The sequence below is a fragment of the Pseudomonas sp. BN414 genome (assembly GCF_029871275.1).
Classification (GTDB): Bacteria; Pseudomonadota; Gammaproteobacteria; order Pseudomonadales; family Pseudomonadaceae; genus Metapseudomonas; species Metapseudomonas resinovorans_C.
Window position 1 is genome coordinate 106,252 of the sequence record NZ_SSOL01000073.1, and the last position, 16,438, is coordinate 122,689.

At 63.0% G+C, this 16,438-nt stretch carries 16 protein-coding genes; 10 read left to right on the forward strand and 6 right to left on the reverse strand.

The features are described from left to right. Positions 1-228 precede the first annotated feature (228 nt). Positions 229-1,410: a lactonase family protein gene (locus E8E95_RS20480; RefSeq protein WP_280353433.1), complete on the forward strand. Its 1,182-nt coding sequence runs from the start codon at positions 229-231 to the stop codon at positions 1,408-1,410. A 23-nt stretch (positions 1,411-1,433) separates the two neighbouring features. Here E8E95_RS20480 and E8E95_RS20485 read toward each other — a convergent pair whose 3' ends face one another. The 3 genes from E8E95_RS20485 to E8E95_RS20495 form a co-directional block, all read right to left on the reverse strand. After that, the gene (locus E8E95_RS20485; RefSeq protein ID WP_280353436.1) at positions 1,434-2,108 is read right to left on the reverse strand and encodes a nitroreductase; all 675 of its coding nucleotides are present in this window, start codon (positions 2,106-2,108) and stop codon (positions 1,434-1,436) included. 58 nt (positions 2,109-2,166) lie between these two features. Further along, positions 2,167-2,865, reverse strand: a complete 699-nt coding sequence (locus tag E8E95_RS20490) for a winged helix-turn-helix domain-containing protein (protein ID WP_179058799.1) — start codon at positions 2,863-2,865, stop codon at positions 2,167-2,169. A gap of 117 nt (positions 2,866-2,982) precedes the next feature. Next, a complete protein-coding gene (locus E8E95_RS20495) occupies positions 2,983-3,132 on the reverse strand; it encodes a hypothetical protein (protein ID WP_280353440.1) in 150 nt (49 codons plus the stop codon). A 578-nt stretch (positions 3,133-3,710) separates the two neighbouring features. Here E8E95_RS20495 and E8E95_RS20500 point away from each other — a divergent pair. From E8E95_RS20500 to E8E95_RS20515, 4 genes are all read left to right on the forward strand, one after another. Beyond that, entirely contained in the window at positions 3,711-4,967 is a 1,257-nt protein-coding gene (locus tag E8E95_RS20500) for an OprD family porin (protein WP_280353442.1), read from the forward strand. Between the two features lie 223 nt (positions 4,968-5,190). Then, on the forward strand, positions 5,191-5,757 hold the full coding sequence (locus tag E8E95_RS20505; protein WP_280353445.1) for a GNAT family N-acetyltransferase: 567 nt from the start codon (positions 5,191-5,193) through the stop codon (positions 5,755-5,757). Between the two features lie 174 nt (positions 5,758-5,931). Further along, positions 5,932-7,281 (forward strand): Na+/H+ antiporter NhaA, encoded by a 1,350-nt coding sequence (nhaA, locus tag E8E95_RS20510; protein ID WP_280353448.1) that lies wholly within the window; start codon positions 5,932-5,934, stop codon positions 7,279-7,281. 209 nt (positions 7,282-7,490) lie between these two features. Then, entirely contained in the window at positions 7,491-8,336 is an 846-nt protein-coding gene (locus tag E8E95_RS20515; protein ID WP_280353450.1) for an alpha/beta hydrolase, read from the forward strand. Between the two features lie 113 nt (positions 8,337-8,449). On the opposite strand, the gene E8E95_RS20520 is transcribed toward E8E95_RS20515, so the two are convergent. Next, complete coding sequence (locus E8E95_RS20520) at positions 8,450-8,926, reverse strand: Lrp/AsnC family transcriptional regulator (RefSeq protein WP_280353453.1); 477 nt, start codon at positions 8,924-8,926, stop codon at positions 8,450-8,452. Between the two features lie 142 nt (positions 8,927-9,068). Here E8E95_RS20520 and E8E95_RS20525 point away from each other — a divergent pair, with 142 nt between their 5' ends. Together E8E95_RS20525 and E8E95_RS20530 are read left to right on the forward strand one after the other, a co-directional pair. Further along, entirely contained in the window at positions 9,069-10,316 is a 1,248-nt protein-coding gene (locus E8E95_RS20525; RefSeq protein ID WP_280353456.1) for a Zn-dependent hydrolase, read from the forward strand. Positions 10,317-10,350: 34 nt separating this feature from the next. Continuing rightward, the gene (locus E8E95_RS20530; protein ID WP_280353457.1) at positions 10,351-11,571 is read left to right on the forward strand and encodes a diaminopropionate ammonia-lyase; all 1,221 of its coding nucleotides are present in this window, start codon (positions 10,351-10,353) and stop codon (positions 11,569-11,571) included. A gap of 9 nt (positions 11,572-11,580) precedes the next feature. Here the strand turns inward: E8E95_RS20530 and E8E95_RS20535 are convergent, their stop codons facing one another. Next, a complete protein-coding gene (locus E8E95_RS20535; RefSeq protein ID WP_280353459.1) occupies positions 11,581-12,192 on the reverse strand; it encodes a TetR/AcrR family transcriptional regulator in 612 nt (203 codons plus the stop codon). Positions 12,193-12,301: 109 nt separating this feature from the next. Between E8E95_RS20535 and E8E95_RS20540 the strand changes: the two genes are divergently transcribed. Further along, a complete protein-coding gene (locus E8E95_RS20540; protein ID WP_280353461.1) occupies positions 12,302-12,916 on the forward strand; it encodes an NAD(P)H-dependent oxidoreductase in 615 nt (204 codons plus the stop codon). Positions 12,917-12,929: 13 nt separating this feature from the next. On the opposite strand, the gene E8E95_RS20545 is transcribed toward E8E95_RS20540, so the two are convergent. Beyond that, the gene (locus E8E95_RS20545) at positions 12,930-13,709 is read right to left on the reverse strand and encodes a CHAD domain-containing protein (protein ID WP_280353464.1); all 780 of its coding nucleotides are present in this window, start codon (positions 13,707-13,709) and stop codon (positions 12,930-12,932) included. Positions 13,710-13,855: 146 nt separating this feature from the next. On the opposite strand from E8E95_RS20545, the gene E8E95_RS20550 reads away from it, so the two are divergent. Beyond that, the gene (locus tag E8E95_RS20550) at positions 13,856-14,272 is read left to right on the forward strand and encodes a PaaI family thioesterase (protein WP_280353467.1); all 417 of its coding nucleotides are present in this window, start codon (positions 13,856-13,858) and stop codon (positions 14,270-14,272) included. Between the two features lie 107 nt (positions 14,273-14,379). Continuing rightward, complete coding sequence (locus E8E95_RS20555; RefSeq protein WP_280353469.1) at positions 14,380-16,383, forward strand: U32 family peptidase; 2,004 nt, start codon at positions 14,380-14,382, stop codon at positions 16,381-16,383. Positions 16,384-16,438 lie beyond the last annotated feature (55 nt).

Sequence of the window (16,438 nt, forward strand, 5' to 3'; positions counted from 1 at the left end):
GCAGTAGAGAATAAGACGCTCCTGGCTTGAATCCTTGACCGCTTCGTCTGCGAGTTCCGTTTACCGAACCAGCGACAATCCCTGATTTCGTTTTGCGGACAGGCATTCATCGAGGCGGTGACGGCCATTCGATGGACATAGATCTTGCGTCCTCCTGAACCCAGCCCACCGGATAACAGTCAACCGGACATCCACCCGGAGCTCGCGACCATGAAGAGGCCCCTCGGCATGCCTGATCTGCTGCTCGCCCCCATCGACCAGAGCGCTGGTGCCACGCCCTCCCCCACAGCCAGCTTCCATCTGCTGGTGGGAACCTATACCCAAGGTCGCAGCGAAGGCATCTATCTCTATCGCTTCAATGCCCAACCCGGCAGCCTTCATGGGCCCGTTGGCCTGATCCGCAGCGCGAATCCTTCTTTCATCGTCCTGAGCCGTAATCGACAGCTGTTCTTCGTCGTCAATGAAGAAGCCAGTGATGCGGATGACCGCACTGGCGGGCGGATCAGTTCCTTCCGTTTCAATCCCCGCACGGGCGAAATGCATGAGGTGGATTCGCGGGAAACACAGGGCGACGAACCTGCTTACGCCAGCATCAGCCCTGATGGACGCTATCTGTTCGTCGCCAATTACGCGTCTTTATCCGGCGGCTCATTGGCCGTGATCCGGGCAGGTTCCAGTGGCGCGCTCGGCGCGGTAAGGCAGTGCGAGGCGTACCCCGGAAGCGGCGTCAACCGGGACCGGCAGGCGACCGGCCATATGCACTCGGCAGTGATGGAGCCTTCAGGGGAATACCTGTTCGCAGCGGACCTGGGAGCGGACAAGGTCATGGCCTACCACTACCGGCCAGACAATCCGGACCGGCCGCTGGAACCCGCCGACCCGCCCTACTTCCCTGCGCCGCCCGGTAGCGGCCCCCGGCACATCGTGTTCTCCGAGGATGGCCGGTTCGCCTATCTGACGCTGGAGCTCTCAGGCGTCGTGATGAGCCTTTCGCACAGCGGAGGCAGGCTTACGGAATTGCAGACGCTCCCGCTTGTACCCGCCGGCTTCTCCGGCCAGGTGGCTGCCGGGACGCTGCATCTTTCCGAGGATGGCCGTTTCCTGCTGGTACTCAATCGTGGCGATGACAATCACCTGATCGTCTTTTCTGTAACCCCTGACAACGGCCTCCTCACCTTCGCCGATCGCTCACCGGTGGGACGCATGGCTCGCGAGTTCGTGCTCGCACCCGGTGGGCGGTTCGTCCTGGTCGCCAATCAGGGGGACAACAGCGTCGACGTATTCAGCCGCAATCCCGAATCCGGACAGTTGGGCGACAAACTACAAAGCATCCACGTGGACACCCCTGCGTTCCTCGCCCTGGTACCGATGGACCAGGAAGTGAATGAGAGAGATGGCTCATCCGGGTGACCGGCAGATCCAGCGAGCACGAATCAGGCAAAACCTCTCAGCTGGGCAAATTCTTCCACCGGCGCGCGATCCGAGCGCAGGCTGTTGACCGGTGCCGAGCGATCCGCATGACCCAACGCCATGCCGCAATAGACCAGTTCGTGTTCGGGCAGCTCGAAATGCCGGTGCAGGCTCTCGCGCACCATGCCCCAGGCTTCCTGCATGCAGGTCGCCAGGCCGCGTTCTTCGGCCAGCAGGGCCAACGACTGCATGAACATGCCGACATGCGCCCACTGGCCATGTCCCATGGAACGGTCGATGACGAAGAAAATGCCGACCGGAGCGCCGAAGAACTGGTAGTTGCGCGAGAGATTGCGCAGCCGCACAGCCTTGTCTTCACGAGGAATGCCGAGCAGCGCGTACATGTCCTCGCCCACCTTGTAGCGGCGTGAGCGATACGGATCGATGAGCCCTTCCGGGTAGATGGGATGATCACCCGCCTCGCCCCGTGGGTTCTTCAACAAGGTTTCAACCGCAAGTCGTTCCAGAGCGAGCTTTTCTTCCCCGCTGACCGCTATGACTTTCCACGGCTGGAGGTTGCCGCCCGACGGGGACCAGCGCGCGTCCTCGAGCAGGTCCAGCACGGTTTGCGCCTCGACCGGCTCGGCGGTGAAGGCGCGGACAGATATGCGTTTTCTCAGCAATTCGGCAACCGACATTGGCGTACTTCCCCTGCATGGAATGGTGAATGGTTCGTGGAGTTGGATAGCCGCGGCATCAGCGCCGGACGAGCGCCATGCCGAAGCTTTTCGACAGGCTGGAAGCGCCCTTTGGCGTCACGCTCAAGGCGCGGGAGTCAAGGTGACGGGTTACCCAGCCGCGCTTGAGCATCAGGTCCAGCAACGCCGCACCCAGTGCACCGCCGACATGCGGCGTGCGCTCGCTCCAGTCCATGCACGGATAGGCCAAGCGCCTGCGCTGACGTTGCACGTCGGCCAGGTCGATACCCAGTTGCCCGAGCCCCTGGCTGCCGGCGTCGGTGATGCGGTAATCCTTGTCATGGCTTTCGATCCAGTTCGCCGCCAGCAACGCATCGTGCAATTGCACGGCGACTTCACCCGCACAGTGGTCGTAGCAGGTGCGCGCCTGGCGCAGCACCGAGGGTGTCGAGGGACGGAAGGCCACTGCAGGCGCGCCTGCCAGCGACAGCAGGCTCTCCAGCGTCTGCGCGACCTGGCGGCTCGCCAACTGGTAGTAGCGGTGACGGCCCTGCACGTGCAGCACGACCAGCCCCTGCTCCAACAGGCGGGCGAAATGACCGCTGGCGGTGGAAGCACCTATGTCGGCGACAGCGGCCAACTCGGTCGCCGTACGGGCATGGCCGTCGAGCAGGCTGCAGAGCATGCGTGAGCGCGCGGGATCGGCAATGGCGCCGGCCAGCGCGGCAAGATGATTGTCGGCGGTATCTGCATCCATGATTCGGTGCTCCCCGAAGAGTTCAGTCTCGCCGTCATCATAATCGGGCTCGAACCCTGTGGAGAGCGCTCGCCACGTCCTCACCCTTCTTTGGCAGAAAAGTCGTGTTCGCGGCGTTCATGCGGGCAATAAAAAAAGGCCGCCTTGGGCAAGGCGGCCATTAAACAAAACCAAAGGATTGATGAAGTGGAGGAAGCCAACCGCAATCCCGGGGGAGACCAGAAAGTGCACTTGGCTAAAGTCTTCATCGAGGGCAAGTGTACGCATTTCTCCCTGTATCCAAAATCAAATACGTTGATAGGAACTATTGATATGGATTTATGGGGTTTGATTCTTTCAATTGTTAGTCGCCAGCCATCCAAAACTATTGACATGCACATTAAAGTGCAGATGCATTTCACGAGAAGGGTCTATTACGGCACCCACAGTGAATCTGTCAATTATCCATAAGTATCTTCATGGAGCAGCCGAAGCGATTAGCCGCGCGCAACAAAAAAAGGCCACCTCCGAAGAGGTGGCCGAATCAGAGAGTAAGTTGATGGAACCCTAGTCGATTCACGAGGAGAATCGGCTATTCCCTGTTCCCTCGCGCACAGGATACCCAGCTGCAAATTTGATAAATATTAATCTCATCAATATGTGTAATTGATGATTACAGTTTTTTGATTAGTTCCGCACGTGGTAGTTGTTTGCGCGCTTCGCGTCGGCAAAGCCGGCAATCACAACGAGAACCAATGGATTTTTACCTATCAGCCCACCGGCGGGCCTCACTGCCTTCCGGTGGTTGATAGCTTCTTGAATTCCTGCCTTATCAAAACCAACAAAGACCATCAGGAGCATCCGTGATGCAACTCAATCCCCTGAACGCTCTGGCGCTGGCGGTTTCCACCGCCCTCGCCGTTCCCGCCGTGGCCAGTGAGCAATCCGAATCAAAGGGATTCGTCGAAGACGCCAGCGCAACCTTGCTGCTGCGCAACGCCTACTTCAACCGTGACTACAAGGACCACACCAACGACGCCAAGACCTGGGGCCAGGGCTTCATCGGCACCTTCGAGTCGGGCTTCACCCAGGGCACCATCGGTTTCGGCGTCGACGCCTATGGCCTGCTGGGCGTGAAGCTGGACAGCGGCCGTGGTCGCAACTATGCCGCTTTCTTCGACACCGACAGCGATGGCCACCCGGTGGACGATCTTTCCGAGGCTGGTGCGGCGGTGAAACTGCGTTTCTCCAACACCGTGCTCAAGTACGGCAACCAGTTCCCGTCCCTGCCGGTGCTGGCCTATGACGACAGCCGCCTGCTGCCCCAGGCCTTCACCGGCACCCTGCTGACCAGCAAGGAAATCGACGGCCTCGAACTGAACGTCGGCCGCTTCACCGGTGACAGCCCTATGGGTGACCCGGCGCGCGACCCCAACCATCTGAAGAGCATCGACGTGGTCGGCGGCAGCTACACCGTCACCGACGACCTGAGCGTGAGCCTCTACCACTCCGACGTGGAGGACCAGTTCAAGAAGTACTACGCCAACGTGAACTACAACATTCCGTTCACTGAGCAGCAGGCGTTGAACTTCGACTTCAACATCTACCGCACCAAGTACGACGACGGCTCCGACGCGGCGCTGGCCTTCGGTGGCGACGGTCAGGACGACAAGAACACCCTGTGGAGCCTGGCCGCCAAGTACAGCATCGGCGCCCACGCGTTCATCGTCGCCCACCAGCGCAACACCGGCGATGCCGGCTACGCCTACGACTTCGGCGACGGTGGCAGCACCATCTATGTGGCCAACTCCTACTACTCGGACTTCAACCTGGAAGACGAGCAGTCCTGGCAGGTCAGTTACGAGCTGGACTTCGGTGGCTATGGCATCCCCGGCCTGAGCTACAAGTTCGCCTATGTTCGCGGTACCGACATCGTTGCCGGTGGCGAGAACGACGGTACCGAGCGCGAGCTGTTCAACCAGTTCAAGTACGTGGTGCAGGACGGTCCGGCCAAGGACCTGTCGTTCAAGCTGCGTAACTCCATCTACCGCGCCGACAATCAGGTAGGCCCGGACCTCAACGAAGTCCGCGCATTCATCGAGTACCCCATCAGCATCCTCTGATGCGTCGGGTCGCGCCGGTCATCCGGCGCGACTTCCCTCCTTCGCTCGCTTCCGAGCCGACGCACGCCCAACTCCCCTGCCCCATGACAGCGGCCGCCAGGGCTCGGGACGCGCAGCTCGTCGGTTGATTTTTCGCCATCCCGACTCGCTTGATCTCCATCAATCCGCCGCAGCCGATTCGGCGTAGAAAAAAGGACAGGTTCTCACTACGGAGTACGCAGCCATGTCCCAGCTACAGTGCGCGCATTCTCACGCCGCCCGTGTCGGCGGCCCTGTCCAGGAGGAGCATTGGGTCGAAACCCTTAAGGATGGCAGCCATGTCGTCATCCGCCCGTTGCGTCCGGAAGATCGGGAGCGCGAAGCCGAGTTCATCCGCGACCTTTCCCCGCAAACACGCCACTTCCGCTTCCTGTGCGCGATCAAGGAAGTCAGCGACAGCCTGCTCGACCACCTGATGGAGGTCGATTACCGGCGCAAGATGGCTTACGTCGCATTAGTGCATCGGGCCGGCAAACCGGTCGAAGTCGGGATCAGTCGTTACGCCGCTTCCGATGACGCCACCCAGTGCGAGTGCGCGGTGACCATCGCCGACGCCTGGCAGGGCCTCGGCCTGGACGAGATCCTGATGCGCCACCTCATCGACACCGCTCGCGATAACGGTTTCAAGCGGATGTTCTCGATCGATACTGTGGCGAATGTCCGTATGCAGCGTCTTTCCCGGGCACTGGGCTTCATTTGCAAACGCGACCCGCAAGATGCCTCGCAGCTGATCCACAGCCTCGCGCTCTGAGCGATGGTTTTCACGTCTTTCGGGATAGCCGGAACGTCATGGCCCGCGAAACAGGTGCTGGCCAAATTGAAAAAGGCAGGGTAATTTACGCGCCGGGTGTCTGGCAGCGCATATGCGCCAGACAGGTTTCATGTGTTGGTCGGGCCGCCGCACAAGCTGCTGAGTATCAAGACCATGAACCAAGCCCCTTCCCGAAAGGCGCTGCCGGCTGTGCAGCGCATTGCCGACAAGGCATTCTCCGCGTTCGAAAAATTCATTCACATCGAAGCCGTCAGCGGCATCGTCCTGCTGATCGCCGCCGCGGCGGCGTTGATCTGGGCCAACTCCCCGTACGCCAGCAGTTACGAGCACCTGTGGCACATGCCGCTGTCGTTCGGCATCGGTGATTTCGTCATCTCGAATTCACTGCACTTCTGGATCAACGATGCGTTGATGACGGTGTTCTTCCTCGTCGTGGGCATGGAAATCCGCCGGGAGATCCATGAAGGCGCACTGGCCAACGTCAAGCTTGCCGCCCTGCCCATAGTGGCCGCGTTCGGTGGCGTCCTAGTACCGGCCCTGCTCTACCTCACGCTCAACAGCACCGATGGCCTACGCCAGGGATGGGCCGTGCCGACCGCCACGGACATTGCCTTCGCAGTCGGCGTCCTGGCGCTGGTGGGCCGTTCAGTACCAGCGTCGGTGCGCGTCTTCCTGCTGGCGTTGGCGATCATCGACGACATCGTCGCCGTGGTGATCATCGCGCTGTTCTATTCCGGTGGCCTCGATCCGCTGGGCTTCGCCATCGCCGCTGCCGGCATCCTGCTGGTGCTCGGCCTGCAACGTATCGGCATCGGTTCGGCCTACGCATACCTGCTGCCCGGCGCACTGCTCTGGTTCGGTCTGCTGAAGACCGGCGCCCACCCCACGCTGGCAGGTGTGGTGCTCGGCCTGATGACGCCGGTACGCCCGGTGAAGGTCATGGACCCGCCATTACAGCTGGCCTCGCGCGCCATCAATGACTACGCCGAGCGCGAGCAGGCGGCCAACGGTGCCTCCGAGCTCATCGAACCGATCAAGCAACTTCGCCAGGCACAACGGGAACTCCTGCCGCCGGTGACGCGCGTGCAGATGGCCCTGCATCCCTGGGTTGCTTTCCTGATCATGCCGCTATTCGCACTCGCCAACGCCGGTGTGAGCCTCGCGGGTGTTGACCTTGACCAGGGCGGGTCGCTGGCAGTGCTTTCGGGCGTTGCGCTGGCGCTGGTGCTGGGCAAGCCCCTGGGGGTTCTGTGCAGCAGCTGGCTGATGGTACGCATGGGCTGGTGCACCTTGCCACCGGGCATGACCTGGGCGTGGATGGGGCTGATCGGCTGCCTGGCCGGCATCGGCTTCACCATGTCCATCTTCATCGCCAATCTCGCCTTCAACCAGCCAGACCTGCTGGGCGCCGCCAAGCTGGGCGTGCTGATGGCTTCGGTCGTCGCCGGGGTGAGCGGGCTCATCTACGGCCGCGTGCTGGTGAAACGCTCCCAGCGGAGCTGACTGCACTGAAACAGCGCTGGTCGCCAAACCGATTGGCGGCCGGTGCCTTGGCCGCAGTATCCACCTGCCTGAGCTACCCTGCGTGGATGCCATCATTGCTTCGCGTGCACGGGGCCAGGCCCCCTCCTCCTTCGCGCTGCAGTTGCGGACCGCGATGACGGTACAGCCAACCATCATCCTGCCGCCCAACGCCGCGAGGGAGCGACGCCATGCCGAATGTTCTGTCCGCCAGCCAGGTACCCAACCAGTTCATCGAATGCAGTGGCCGTCGCCTGGCCTACCGAGTGATAGGCGATGGCATGCCCATGGTGCTGTGCCTGCGTTTCCGCGGGGTCATGGATTCCTGGGACCCGGCCTTTCTCGATGAACTTGCGGCACAGGGCTTCAAGGTGCATGTGTTCGACTACAGCGGCCTGGGCCTGTCTGGCGGTACACCGACCTACGACCCCGCATCGCTGGCACGCGACACGCTCGAACTGATCACCGCATTAGGACTGGGCAAGGTCGTACTCGGCGGTTGGTCACTCGGCGGCATCGCCGCACAGATCGCCATGCTGCAAGCGCCGCAGCTGGTCAGCCACCTTGTGCTGCTCGGCACCACGCCGCCCGGTCAACTGGTGAAGACCGGCGAAGCGCTGTTCTACGAACTGGCGCGTCGCGAGAACGACTTCGAAGATTTTGTTCACCTGTTCTTCGAACCGACTTCGCCCGCCAGCCGCGAAGCCGCGCTGCGTTCTGCCGAGCGCATCGCTGCGCGTCAGGAAGGTCGCTGCCCTGAAGTTCCCCACGAATGGGCCGGGCAGCAGTTGGGGGACGGTCCGCGCAATCCGATGTTCCCGCTGCAGCCTGCACTGGATGCACTGCGCAACACCCATACGCCCGTGCTCCATCTCGGCGGCGACCACGACATCGTGTTCCCGGTGGAGAACTGGCATGCCCTGAGTCGCAGCCTGCCGACCCTGCATCTGGTCACGATGCCCAGCACAGGCCACGGGCCGCACCTGCAGTACCCGAGGGCCAGCGCCAGGCACATCGCTGCCTTCGTTTACGACTGAACGGCAATATCGACGGCGCGTCAGGAATGGCTGTGTAGCTTCAGCGCCCGTAGGAGCTGGCTTGCCAGCGAATGACCCCGTTTCGCTAGCAAGCCAGCTAGCTCCTACAAGGCTCAGGAATCCGCGTCGAGGTCGAGCGGAACTTCCAGTCCCACCTTCACATTGCTCATGGATACCAGCGTTCGGAAGCGCCTGACGTTGTTGCTCTCGAAAAAGAGCTGCCGCGTCAGGTCGGTGTATTGCTCCATGCTCTTCACCGCGAGCACCAGCACGAAGTCGAACTCGCCGGCCACGTAGTAGCACTGCTGCACCTGCGGGCAGGCGAGGAAGCTGCGTTTCATCGCGTCCAGCAGGTCCAGCCGCTCGCTCTCGACCTCCACCTCTGCAATCACGGTCAGCTGATGGCCCAGTTGCTGCGGGTCCACCAGGGCGACCGTCCGGCGAATCACGCCGTCCTCGTTGAGGCGCTTGAGCCGGCGGTTGACGGCCGCTGCCGAGAGGTTGACGCGCTCTCCCAGCTCCGCCTGCGACCGTCCGGCGTCCTGCTGGACTTCCTTGAGCAGCTTGAGATCGAAAACATCCAGAGTCATGGGTAGGGCTCGATTGAAAATTGATCGAAGCGTGGCATTCGCGGAATGGAAATGCGCATAAGGCGCGCAATCAGAGAAAAGAGTACGCGCCGGAGAAATATTATTACGCCATTGACTGATTTGCTTCCCCGGAGCCGGCCCGATGAGACCTCTTCCCGAACAACGCCCCTTGCAGCTCGACGCTGAAACCTTGCTGACGCAGATCCGTGACCTGGGCGAGATCGGCATGGAGCCCGGCTGGGAGGGTCGCACGCGCATCGCGCTGACCGATGCCGACAAGGCCGGCCGTGACCGACTGCGCCAATGGATGGATGCACTGGCCCTGGACGTGCGGGTAGACCGTATCGGCAACATTTTCGGCACCCTGCGTGCGGATGACGATCAGCAGGCGCCATTGATGATCGGCTCACACATCGACAGCGTCGCCGACGCCGGTGCGCTGGATGGCTGCTACGGCGTGCTCGCGGGGCTCGCTGTGGTGCGGGCGTTTCGCGAAGCCGGCACGTCACCTGCCCGCCCGATCACGGTTGCCGCCTTCACCAATGAAGAAGGCGTGCGTTACCAGCCGGACATGATGGGCTCGCTGGTGCACGCGGGCGGCCTGGACATCGATGCTGCCCTGAACACCCTGGACACCGACGGCACCCGCCTGGGCGATGAACTGGCCCGCATCGGCTACGCCGGTGATCTCGAACCCGGCACGCTGATACCCCACGAATACTTGGAGCTGCACATAGAACAGGGGCCGATCCTGGAAGCCGAAGGCATCCAGATCGGGGTGGTCGAAAACCTGCAGGGCATTTCCTGGCAGCAGGTCACCATCAAGGGCAGCGCCAACCATGCGGGCACGACACCCATGCACCTGCGCCGGGACGCAGGTTGGGTAGCCAGCTCCGTTGTCAGCGCGCTACGCGAAATTGCAGTCGACGGGACGCTGGCAACGGCTGGCTGCATGCGCTTCGAGCCGAATCTGATCAACGTCATTCCGCGCAGGGCGACCTTCAGCGTGGATCTGCGTCACCCCGATGAAGGCCGGCTGCAAGTGGCCGAACAAAAGCTGGCCGCCTTGCTGGCGCGCCTGGCTGGCGAGGAAGGTGTCGAGGTCCATAGCGAGCAATTGGTGCGGTTCGAGCCCGTGACCTTCAATCCGGCGCTGGCTGCCGCCATCGAAGCCTCGGCTGGACGCCTTGGATTCAGCCACAGGCGCATGACCTCCGGCGCCGGCCATGATGCGCAGATGATCGCGCGCATCGCGCCGGCGGCGATGATCTTCGTGCCCAGCCACGGCGGTATCAGCCACAACCCGCGTGAGCACACCCCTGACGACCTGCTGCTGGCCGGCGCTCAGGTGCTGCTCGATGTGGTGCAACAGCGGCTCGCCCAATCCTGACCGCCCTTCCCCGCCTTCCTTTCCGGAGTTCACGATGCTGACCGCCAACCCCAATGCGATTCGCCGCCCTTATCCAGACGACTTGCGCGCCATCATGAGCGTCGCCCGGGCCGCCGAGAGCCGCGCCTGGCTGTCCAGTTGGAGCCGCTTCGAGTGCGCAATCACGCCGCTGTGGCAATTGCCTGACCTTGCCGATGACCTGGGCGTCGGCCAGGTGTTGCTCAAGGACGAGGCCGTGCGCTCGGCGCTGGGCAGCTTCAAGGTGCTGGGCGCGCCCATCGCGCTGGTGCGCCTCATCCTTTCGCGTTTCCCCGAGTTGGCCTTGGAGCCCCGCGCCTTGCTCGCAGGCACGCATGCAGCGGCTCTGGCCGACTTCACGGTGATCAGCGCCACCGACGGGAACCATGGCCGAGCCCTCGCGGCCGCGGCGCAAAGCGTCGGTTGCCAGTGCGTGATCGTCCTCCACGCCCACGTCAGCCGCGAACGCGAGCAGGCCATCGCGGCGTACGGCGCACGCATCATCCGCATTGACGGCAACTACGACGACTCGGTGCACGAAGCCGCCAGGCTCGCAGTGGCAAACGGCTGGACTGTGGTGTCCGACACCTCCTACGAGGGCTACACCGAAATTCCCCGTGACGTGATGCAGGGCTACGGAATCATTGCCGCGGAGGCACTGGAAGCACTGGAGCCGACAACCGCCGAATGCCCTTTCAGTCACGTCTTCCTGCAGGGCGGCGTTGGCGGCCTGGCGGCTGGTATTGCCAGCTACCTCTGGGAACGTTACGGCGCCGAGCGGCCCACGATGATCGTCGTCGAACCGAGGCAGGCCGACTGCCTCTACCAGAGCGCCCTGGCCGGACAGGCGACCCGGGCCAGCGGCACCGTGGACTCGGTCATGGCCGGCCTGGCGTGCGGCGAAACCTCACCCTTGGCCTGGCAGTTCCTGGAAGGCTGCATCGACTATTTCATGACAGTCGAAGACGCCGAGGCGGTGGTTGCGATGCGTCTGCTGGCCAAGGGCAGCGGACGGGACCTGCCGCTGGTGGCTGGCGAGTCCGCAGTAGCGGGGCTTGCCGGGCTCAGGCAACTGATGGGCACGCCCCAGGCCGCTGAACTCGGCCTCGACCGCCACTCACGCGTCCTGCTGATCAGCACTGAAGGAGCCACCGCGCCAGCGCTCTATGCCGAACTGGTGGGCGAGCCCGCGAGCGCGGTTCTGGCACGCCAGGAGGACTGGTTTCGGGCTCGGTGACGCCCAGGCTCAATTGCGCCGGGCGTTGCGTTCGACCATCGCCACGATGGTTGCACGGAGTTCGTCCCGCGCCTCCTCCGGCGTGATCTCTCCGGTGACTGCTGCATGGGACAGCGCCTCCGCTGCGCCCAACATGACGCGCAGCCCGGCTGGGGTCACGCCGTCCTTCCCCGCGAAGGGCGCCAGCGCAGTCCGACACTTCGCCAGGAATGCGGACTCGTACTCGCACTTGATGGAGGTCAGTTCGGGCGAAGCATCCAGGGACGCAATCACACCCGGTATCTCCCGCCCCTGCGACAGCACGCACTGGACATAGGAAGCGGCGATCACCCCCGCCCTGCCCTCCAGGGTCGGCTCGCTGGCTTCCAGGGCGGCATCCATCAATACCGTCTGGCGGGTGTCGAAGTCCACGTACAGCGCTGCAAGCAACCCCGCGCGGGTCTTGAAATGGTCATAGACCACGGGCTTGGTAACGCCCGCCTGCTCGGCCAACCGGCCCAGCGACAGCACATCCGTGCCCTCCTCGCGGACCATTTGCCAAGCGACATCCAGCAACTGCCGTTGCCGCTCTTCCCGGGATAAACGACGGCGCGGGCGCGCCTCTTCATCGAGTGTTGACATGGCTAACCTACCAAACGTAAGTTACCAACCGTAACTTACTAAAAGTAACTTGGCGCACAGGATATCCGGCGCCAGGTCCATCCGCAATCCAGTCACAGGAAGCCCTGCCATGCACGCCCTGATTGTCGTCGCCCACCATGATCCCCGCTCGCTCACCCACAGCCTGGCCGCACAGGTTGCCGAAGGATTGAAGCTTTCCGGCCATGACGCGGAAATCGCCAACCTTGCCGCAGAGGGCTTCGATCCGAGGTTCAGCTTCGCCGACCATGTCGTCCACCGCCACCAGGTGGCACCCCCGGCCGACGTCGCCGCCGAGCAGGCACGGATCGACCGCGCCGATGCCCTGGTGCTCACCTTCCCCGTCTACTGGTGGTCGATGCCCGGGATGCTCAAGGGCTGGATCGATCGGGTCTTCGCCAACGGCTGGGCATTCGAGTACAGCCAGGAAGGTGGCCTCAGGAAGAAGCTGCGTCACCTCAAGGTCCATCTGATCGGTGTGGCGGGTGTCGATGCAGGTACTTTCGAACGCCACGGCTATGACAAAGCCATCAAGGCGCAGATCGACCACGGCATCTTCGATTACTGCGGCGCGACGGTACTGTCCTCTTCCTTGTACTTCGAGTCGGAGTCCAGCGACGTCGCGCCTTACCTGGACGCAGCTCGCGCCATCGGCGTGGACATGTTCGAGGCCGTTGCGAAGCCCGAGGCGGTCGAAGCGATCTGAAACGGTGAGCGCCCTACGCGACCGAAGTCGATTTTTCTTCCAGGCATTCGGCCAGGATGGAAAGTTCGACTTCGGCTGCACTCAACTCGGCAGCGCCGGCAATTTCCCAACGATCCTTGAGCACCAACAGGTCTGCATCCTGTTCAGCCCGCAGGCACCACTGGAAATGGTCGTGCCAATCCCCCAGTGCGGACTGCACGGCCTTCAGCGCCGAAACGGCGTCCTGCCCGATGGACGATAGCCTCGGGTAGGTTTCGTGGGCGTAGCGCATGCGTTTGACCAGGAGGCGCAAGGCATGACGATCGAATGCCGGGTCGGCCAGGGACTCACGCAAGTGTTGCAGTTGCCGTTGCAGGCGAATCCGCACGCGCTCGCGGAGATTGTCGAGCTCGCCATTTCGCTCCGCCTCACGCATCCGTGCCGGCCAGGCGTCCAGCACCGCCATGAAGCGCTGCAACGTAGCGCTGCGCTCGATGACCGCGTAGTGGGAGTCCAGCAGGTGCCGGCGACGCTCGGCCTGATCCATGAAGCCTTGCCGCTGCAACTCGACGACCAGCACTTCCAGATCACGTACCGGGGTGGTCAACCGGCCGACGTCCGCAGCGGCCGCATCCAGCTCCTTCGGTATCGCCAGGCGACGCATCGGGCGCAGCAGGCTGCGCAGTTTTCGCAGATTGATCCGCAGGTCATGCAGCGCTTCTTCATCCGTGCGGCAGGCGAGTCGTGCATAAGCGTGGTGAAGTCCGACTTCCAGTCCCAGCACCTGGGCGATTACCGAATCGATGAATGACATCCTGACTACTCTTCGCGGCAAGGTGAGGGGAGCGTAGCCGGCAAACATGAGAATGGTATTGCAGCGGGCCGATTCGCCTCCGACATGGACAGGATTGTCTGGGTTATGGCAGCGTCCTGCCAACAATGCAGCCAGGAGAGCTCGGCATGAGCGACAAGAAGGAAGCGATAGCGCGATTCATCCAGGAGGAATTCCCCCAGACCCGCGTCGTCGTCGACGCCGTATGGGAGCGCAGCGCGCGCGTGTCGCAGGAGGTCGATGAGTCCGACCTGCGGCCCGGCGGTACCGTCTCCGGCCCCACCCTGATGGCACTCGCCGACGTGGCCCTCTACGTTGCCCTGCTGGGTGAGATCGGCATCGTTCCGCTGGCGGTCACCACCAGCCTCACCATCAACTTCCTGCGCAAGCCCGAAGCGAGCAAACGCATCATCGGCGAATGCCACCTGATGAAGGTCGGCAAGACCCTGGCGGTGGGCGAGGTCTCGCTCTTTTCGGAAGGGTTGGAGGAGCCGGTGGCCCATGTGGTCGGCACCTACTCCATTCCGCCGGCTTCGATGCGCTGAAAGACAGCGACAAGAGTTCCCGCACCTCCATCCGGCACCCCATGGATGCTCAGGTGGCGCATGCCCGCTACAATGCGCCACCCGCCCCCGTGCCGGACGTGATTGCCATGCCTTTGCCAAAAAACCAACTAGAACTGCTCAGCCCCGCCCGTGATGTGAATATCGCCCGCGAGGCCATCCTGCATGGCGCCGACGCCGTGTATATCGGCGGCCCCAGCTTCGGCGCCCGCCACAACGCCTGCAACGAAGTGGCGGATATCGCCAAACTGGTGGAGTTCGCCCACCACTTCCATGTGCGCGTGTTCGTCACCATCAACACCATCCTCCACGACGACGAGCTGGAACCGGCGCGCAAGCTTATCCACGAGCTCTACGACGCCGGCGTCGACGCGCTGATCGTGCAGGACATGGGCGTACTCGAACTGGACATCCCGCCCATCGAGCTGCACGCCAGCACCCAGACCGACATCCGCACCCTGGAGCGCGCAAAATTCCTCGACCAGGCCGGTTTCTCCCAACTGGTGCTCGCCCGCGAACTGGACCTCAAGCAGATCCGTGCCATCGCCGATGAAACCGATGCGGCCATCGAGTTCTTCATCCACGGCGCGCTCTGCGTCGCCTTCTCCGGGCAGTGCAACATCTCCCACGCCCAGACCGGCCGCAGCGCCAACCGGGGCGACTGCTCCCAGGCTTGCCGCCTGCCCTACACCCTGAAGGATGACCAGGGCCGCGTAGTGGCGTTCGAGAAGCACCTCCTGTCGATGAAAGACAACAACCAGAGCGCCAACCTGAGCGCCCTGGTGGACGCCGGCGTGCGCTCCTTCAAGATCGAAGGCCGCTACAAGGATGCGAGCTACGTCAAGAACATCACCGCGTACTACCGCCAGCGCCTGGACGGCATCCTCGCCGAGCGCCCTGATCTCGCCCGTGCCTCCAGCGGCCGCACGGATCACTTCTTCGTGCCGGACCCGGACAAGACCTTCCACCGTGGCAGCACCGACTACTTCGTCACCGAGCGCAAGATCGACATCGGCGCCTTCGACACGCCGACCTTCACCGGCCTGCTGGTTGGCCAGGTGGAGAAAGTCGGCAAGCGCGACCTGATTACCGTGACCCATGAGCCGCTGTCCAACGGCGACGGCCTCAACGTGCTGATCAAGCGCGAGGTCGTCGGCTTCCGCGCGAACATCGCCGAGTTGAAAGGCGAGTTCGAGGAAGAAGGTGAAAAGCGCTGGCGCTACCGCGTCGAGCCCAACGAAATGCCCGCCGCCCTGTCGCGGCTACGCCCGAATCACCCGCTGTCCCGCAACCTGGACCACAACTGGCAACAGGCGCTGCTGAAGACTTCGGCGGAGCGTCGGGTTGGCGTGAACTGGAAAGCCAGCCTGCGTGAAGACGGCCTGGAGCTGACCGCCACCAGCGAAGAAGGCGTGACCGCCAGCGTCAGGCTGGACGGTCCGTTCGGTGCGGCGAACAAACCCGAGCAGGCGCTGGAGCAGTTGCATGACCTGCTGGGCCAGTTGGGAGCCACCAGCTATCACGCCCAGAACATCGAGCTGGATGCGCCGCAGGCGTACTTCATCCCCGCTTCGCAGCTCAAGGCCCTGCGCCGCGAAGCGATCGAAGCGCTGACCGCAGCCCGCGTCACTGCTCACCCCCATGGCAGCCGCAAGGCCGTCAGCGTGCCCCCGCCGGTGTATCCGGAGGCGCACCTGTCGTTCCTCTACAACGTCTACAACCAGAAGGCTCGCGACTTCTACCACCGCTACGGCGTGCAGTTGATCGATGCAGCCTACGAGGCGCACGAGGAAGCTGGCGAAGTCCCGGTGATGATCACCAAGCACTGCCTGCGGTTCTCGTTCAACCTGTGCCCTAAACAGGCCAAGGGCGTGACCGGCGTGCGCACCAAGGTGGCGCCGATGCAACTGGTCCACGGGGATGAAGTGCTGACCCTGAAGTTCGACTGCAAACCCTGTGAGATGCACGTGGTGGGCAAGATGAAAGGCCACATCCTCGACCTGCCGCAACCAGGCAGCGCGGAGAGCAATGTCGTGGGCCAGATCACCCCGGACGACCTGCTGAAGACCATCCGCCATCGCGGGCCGCACTGAGCCCAGGCAAAGCAGCGCCCCGGCTAGTGGTCACCAGCCGGGGCACTCGCGCTGC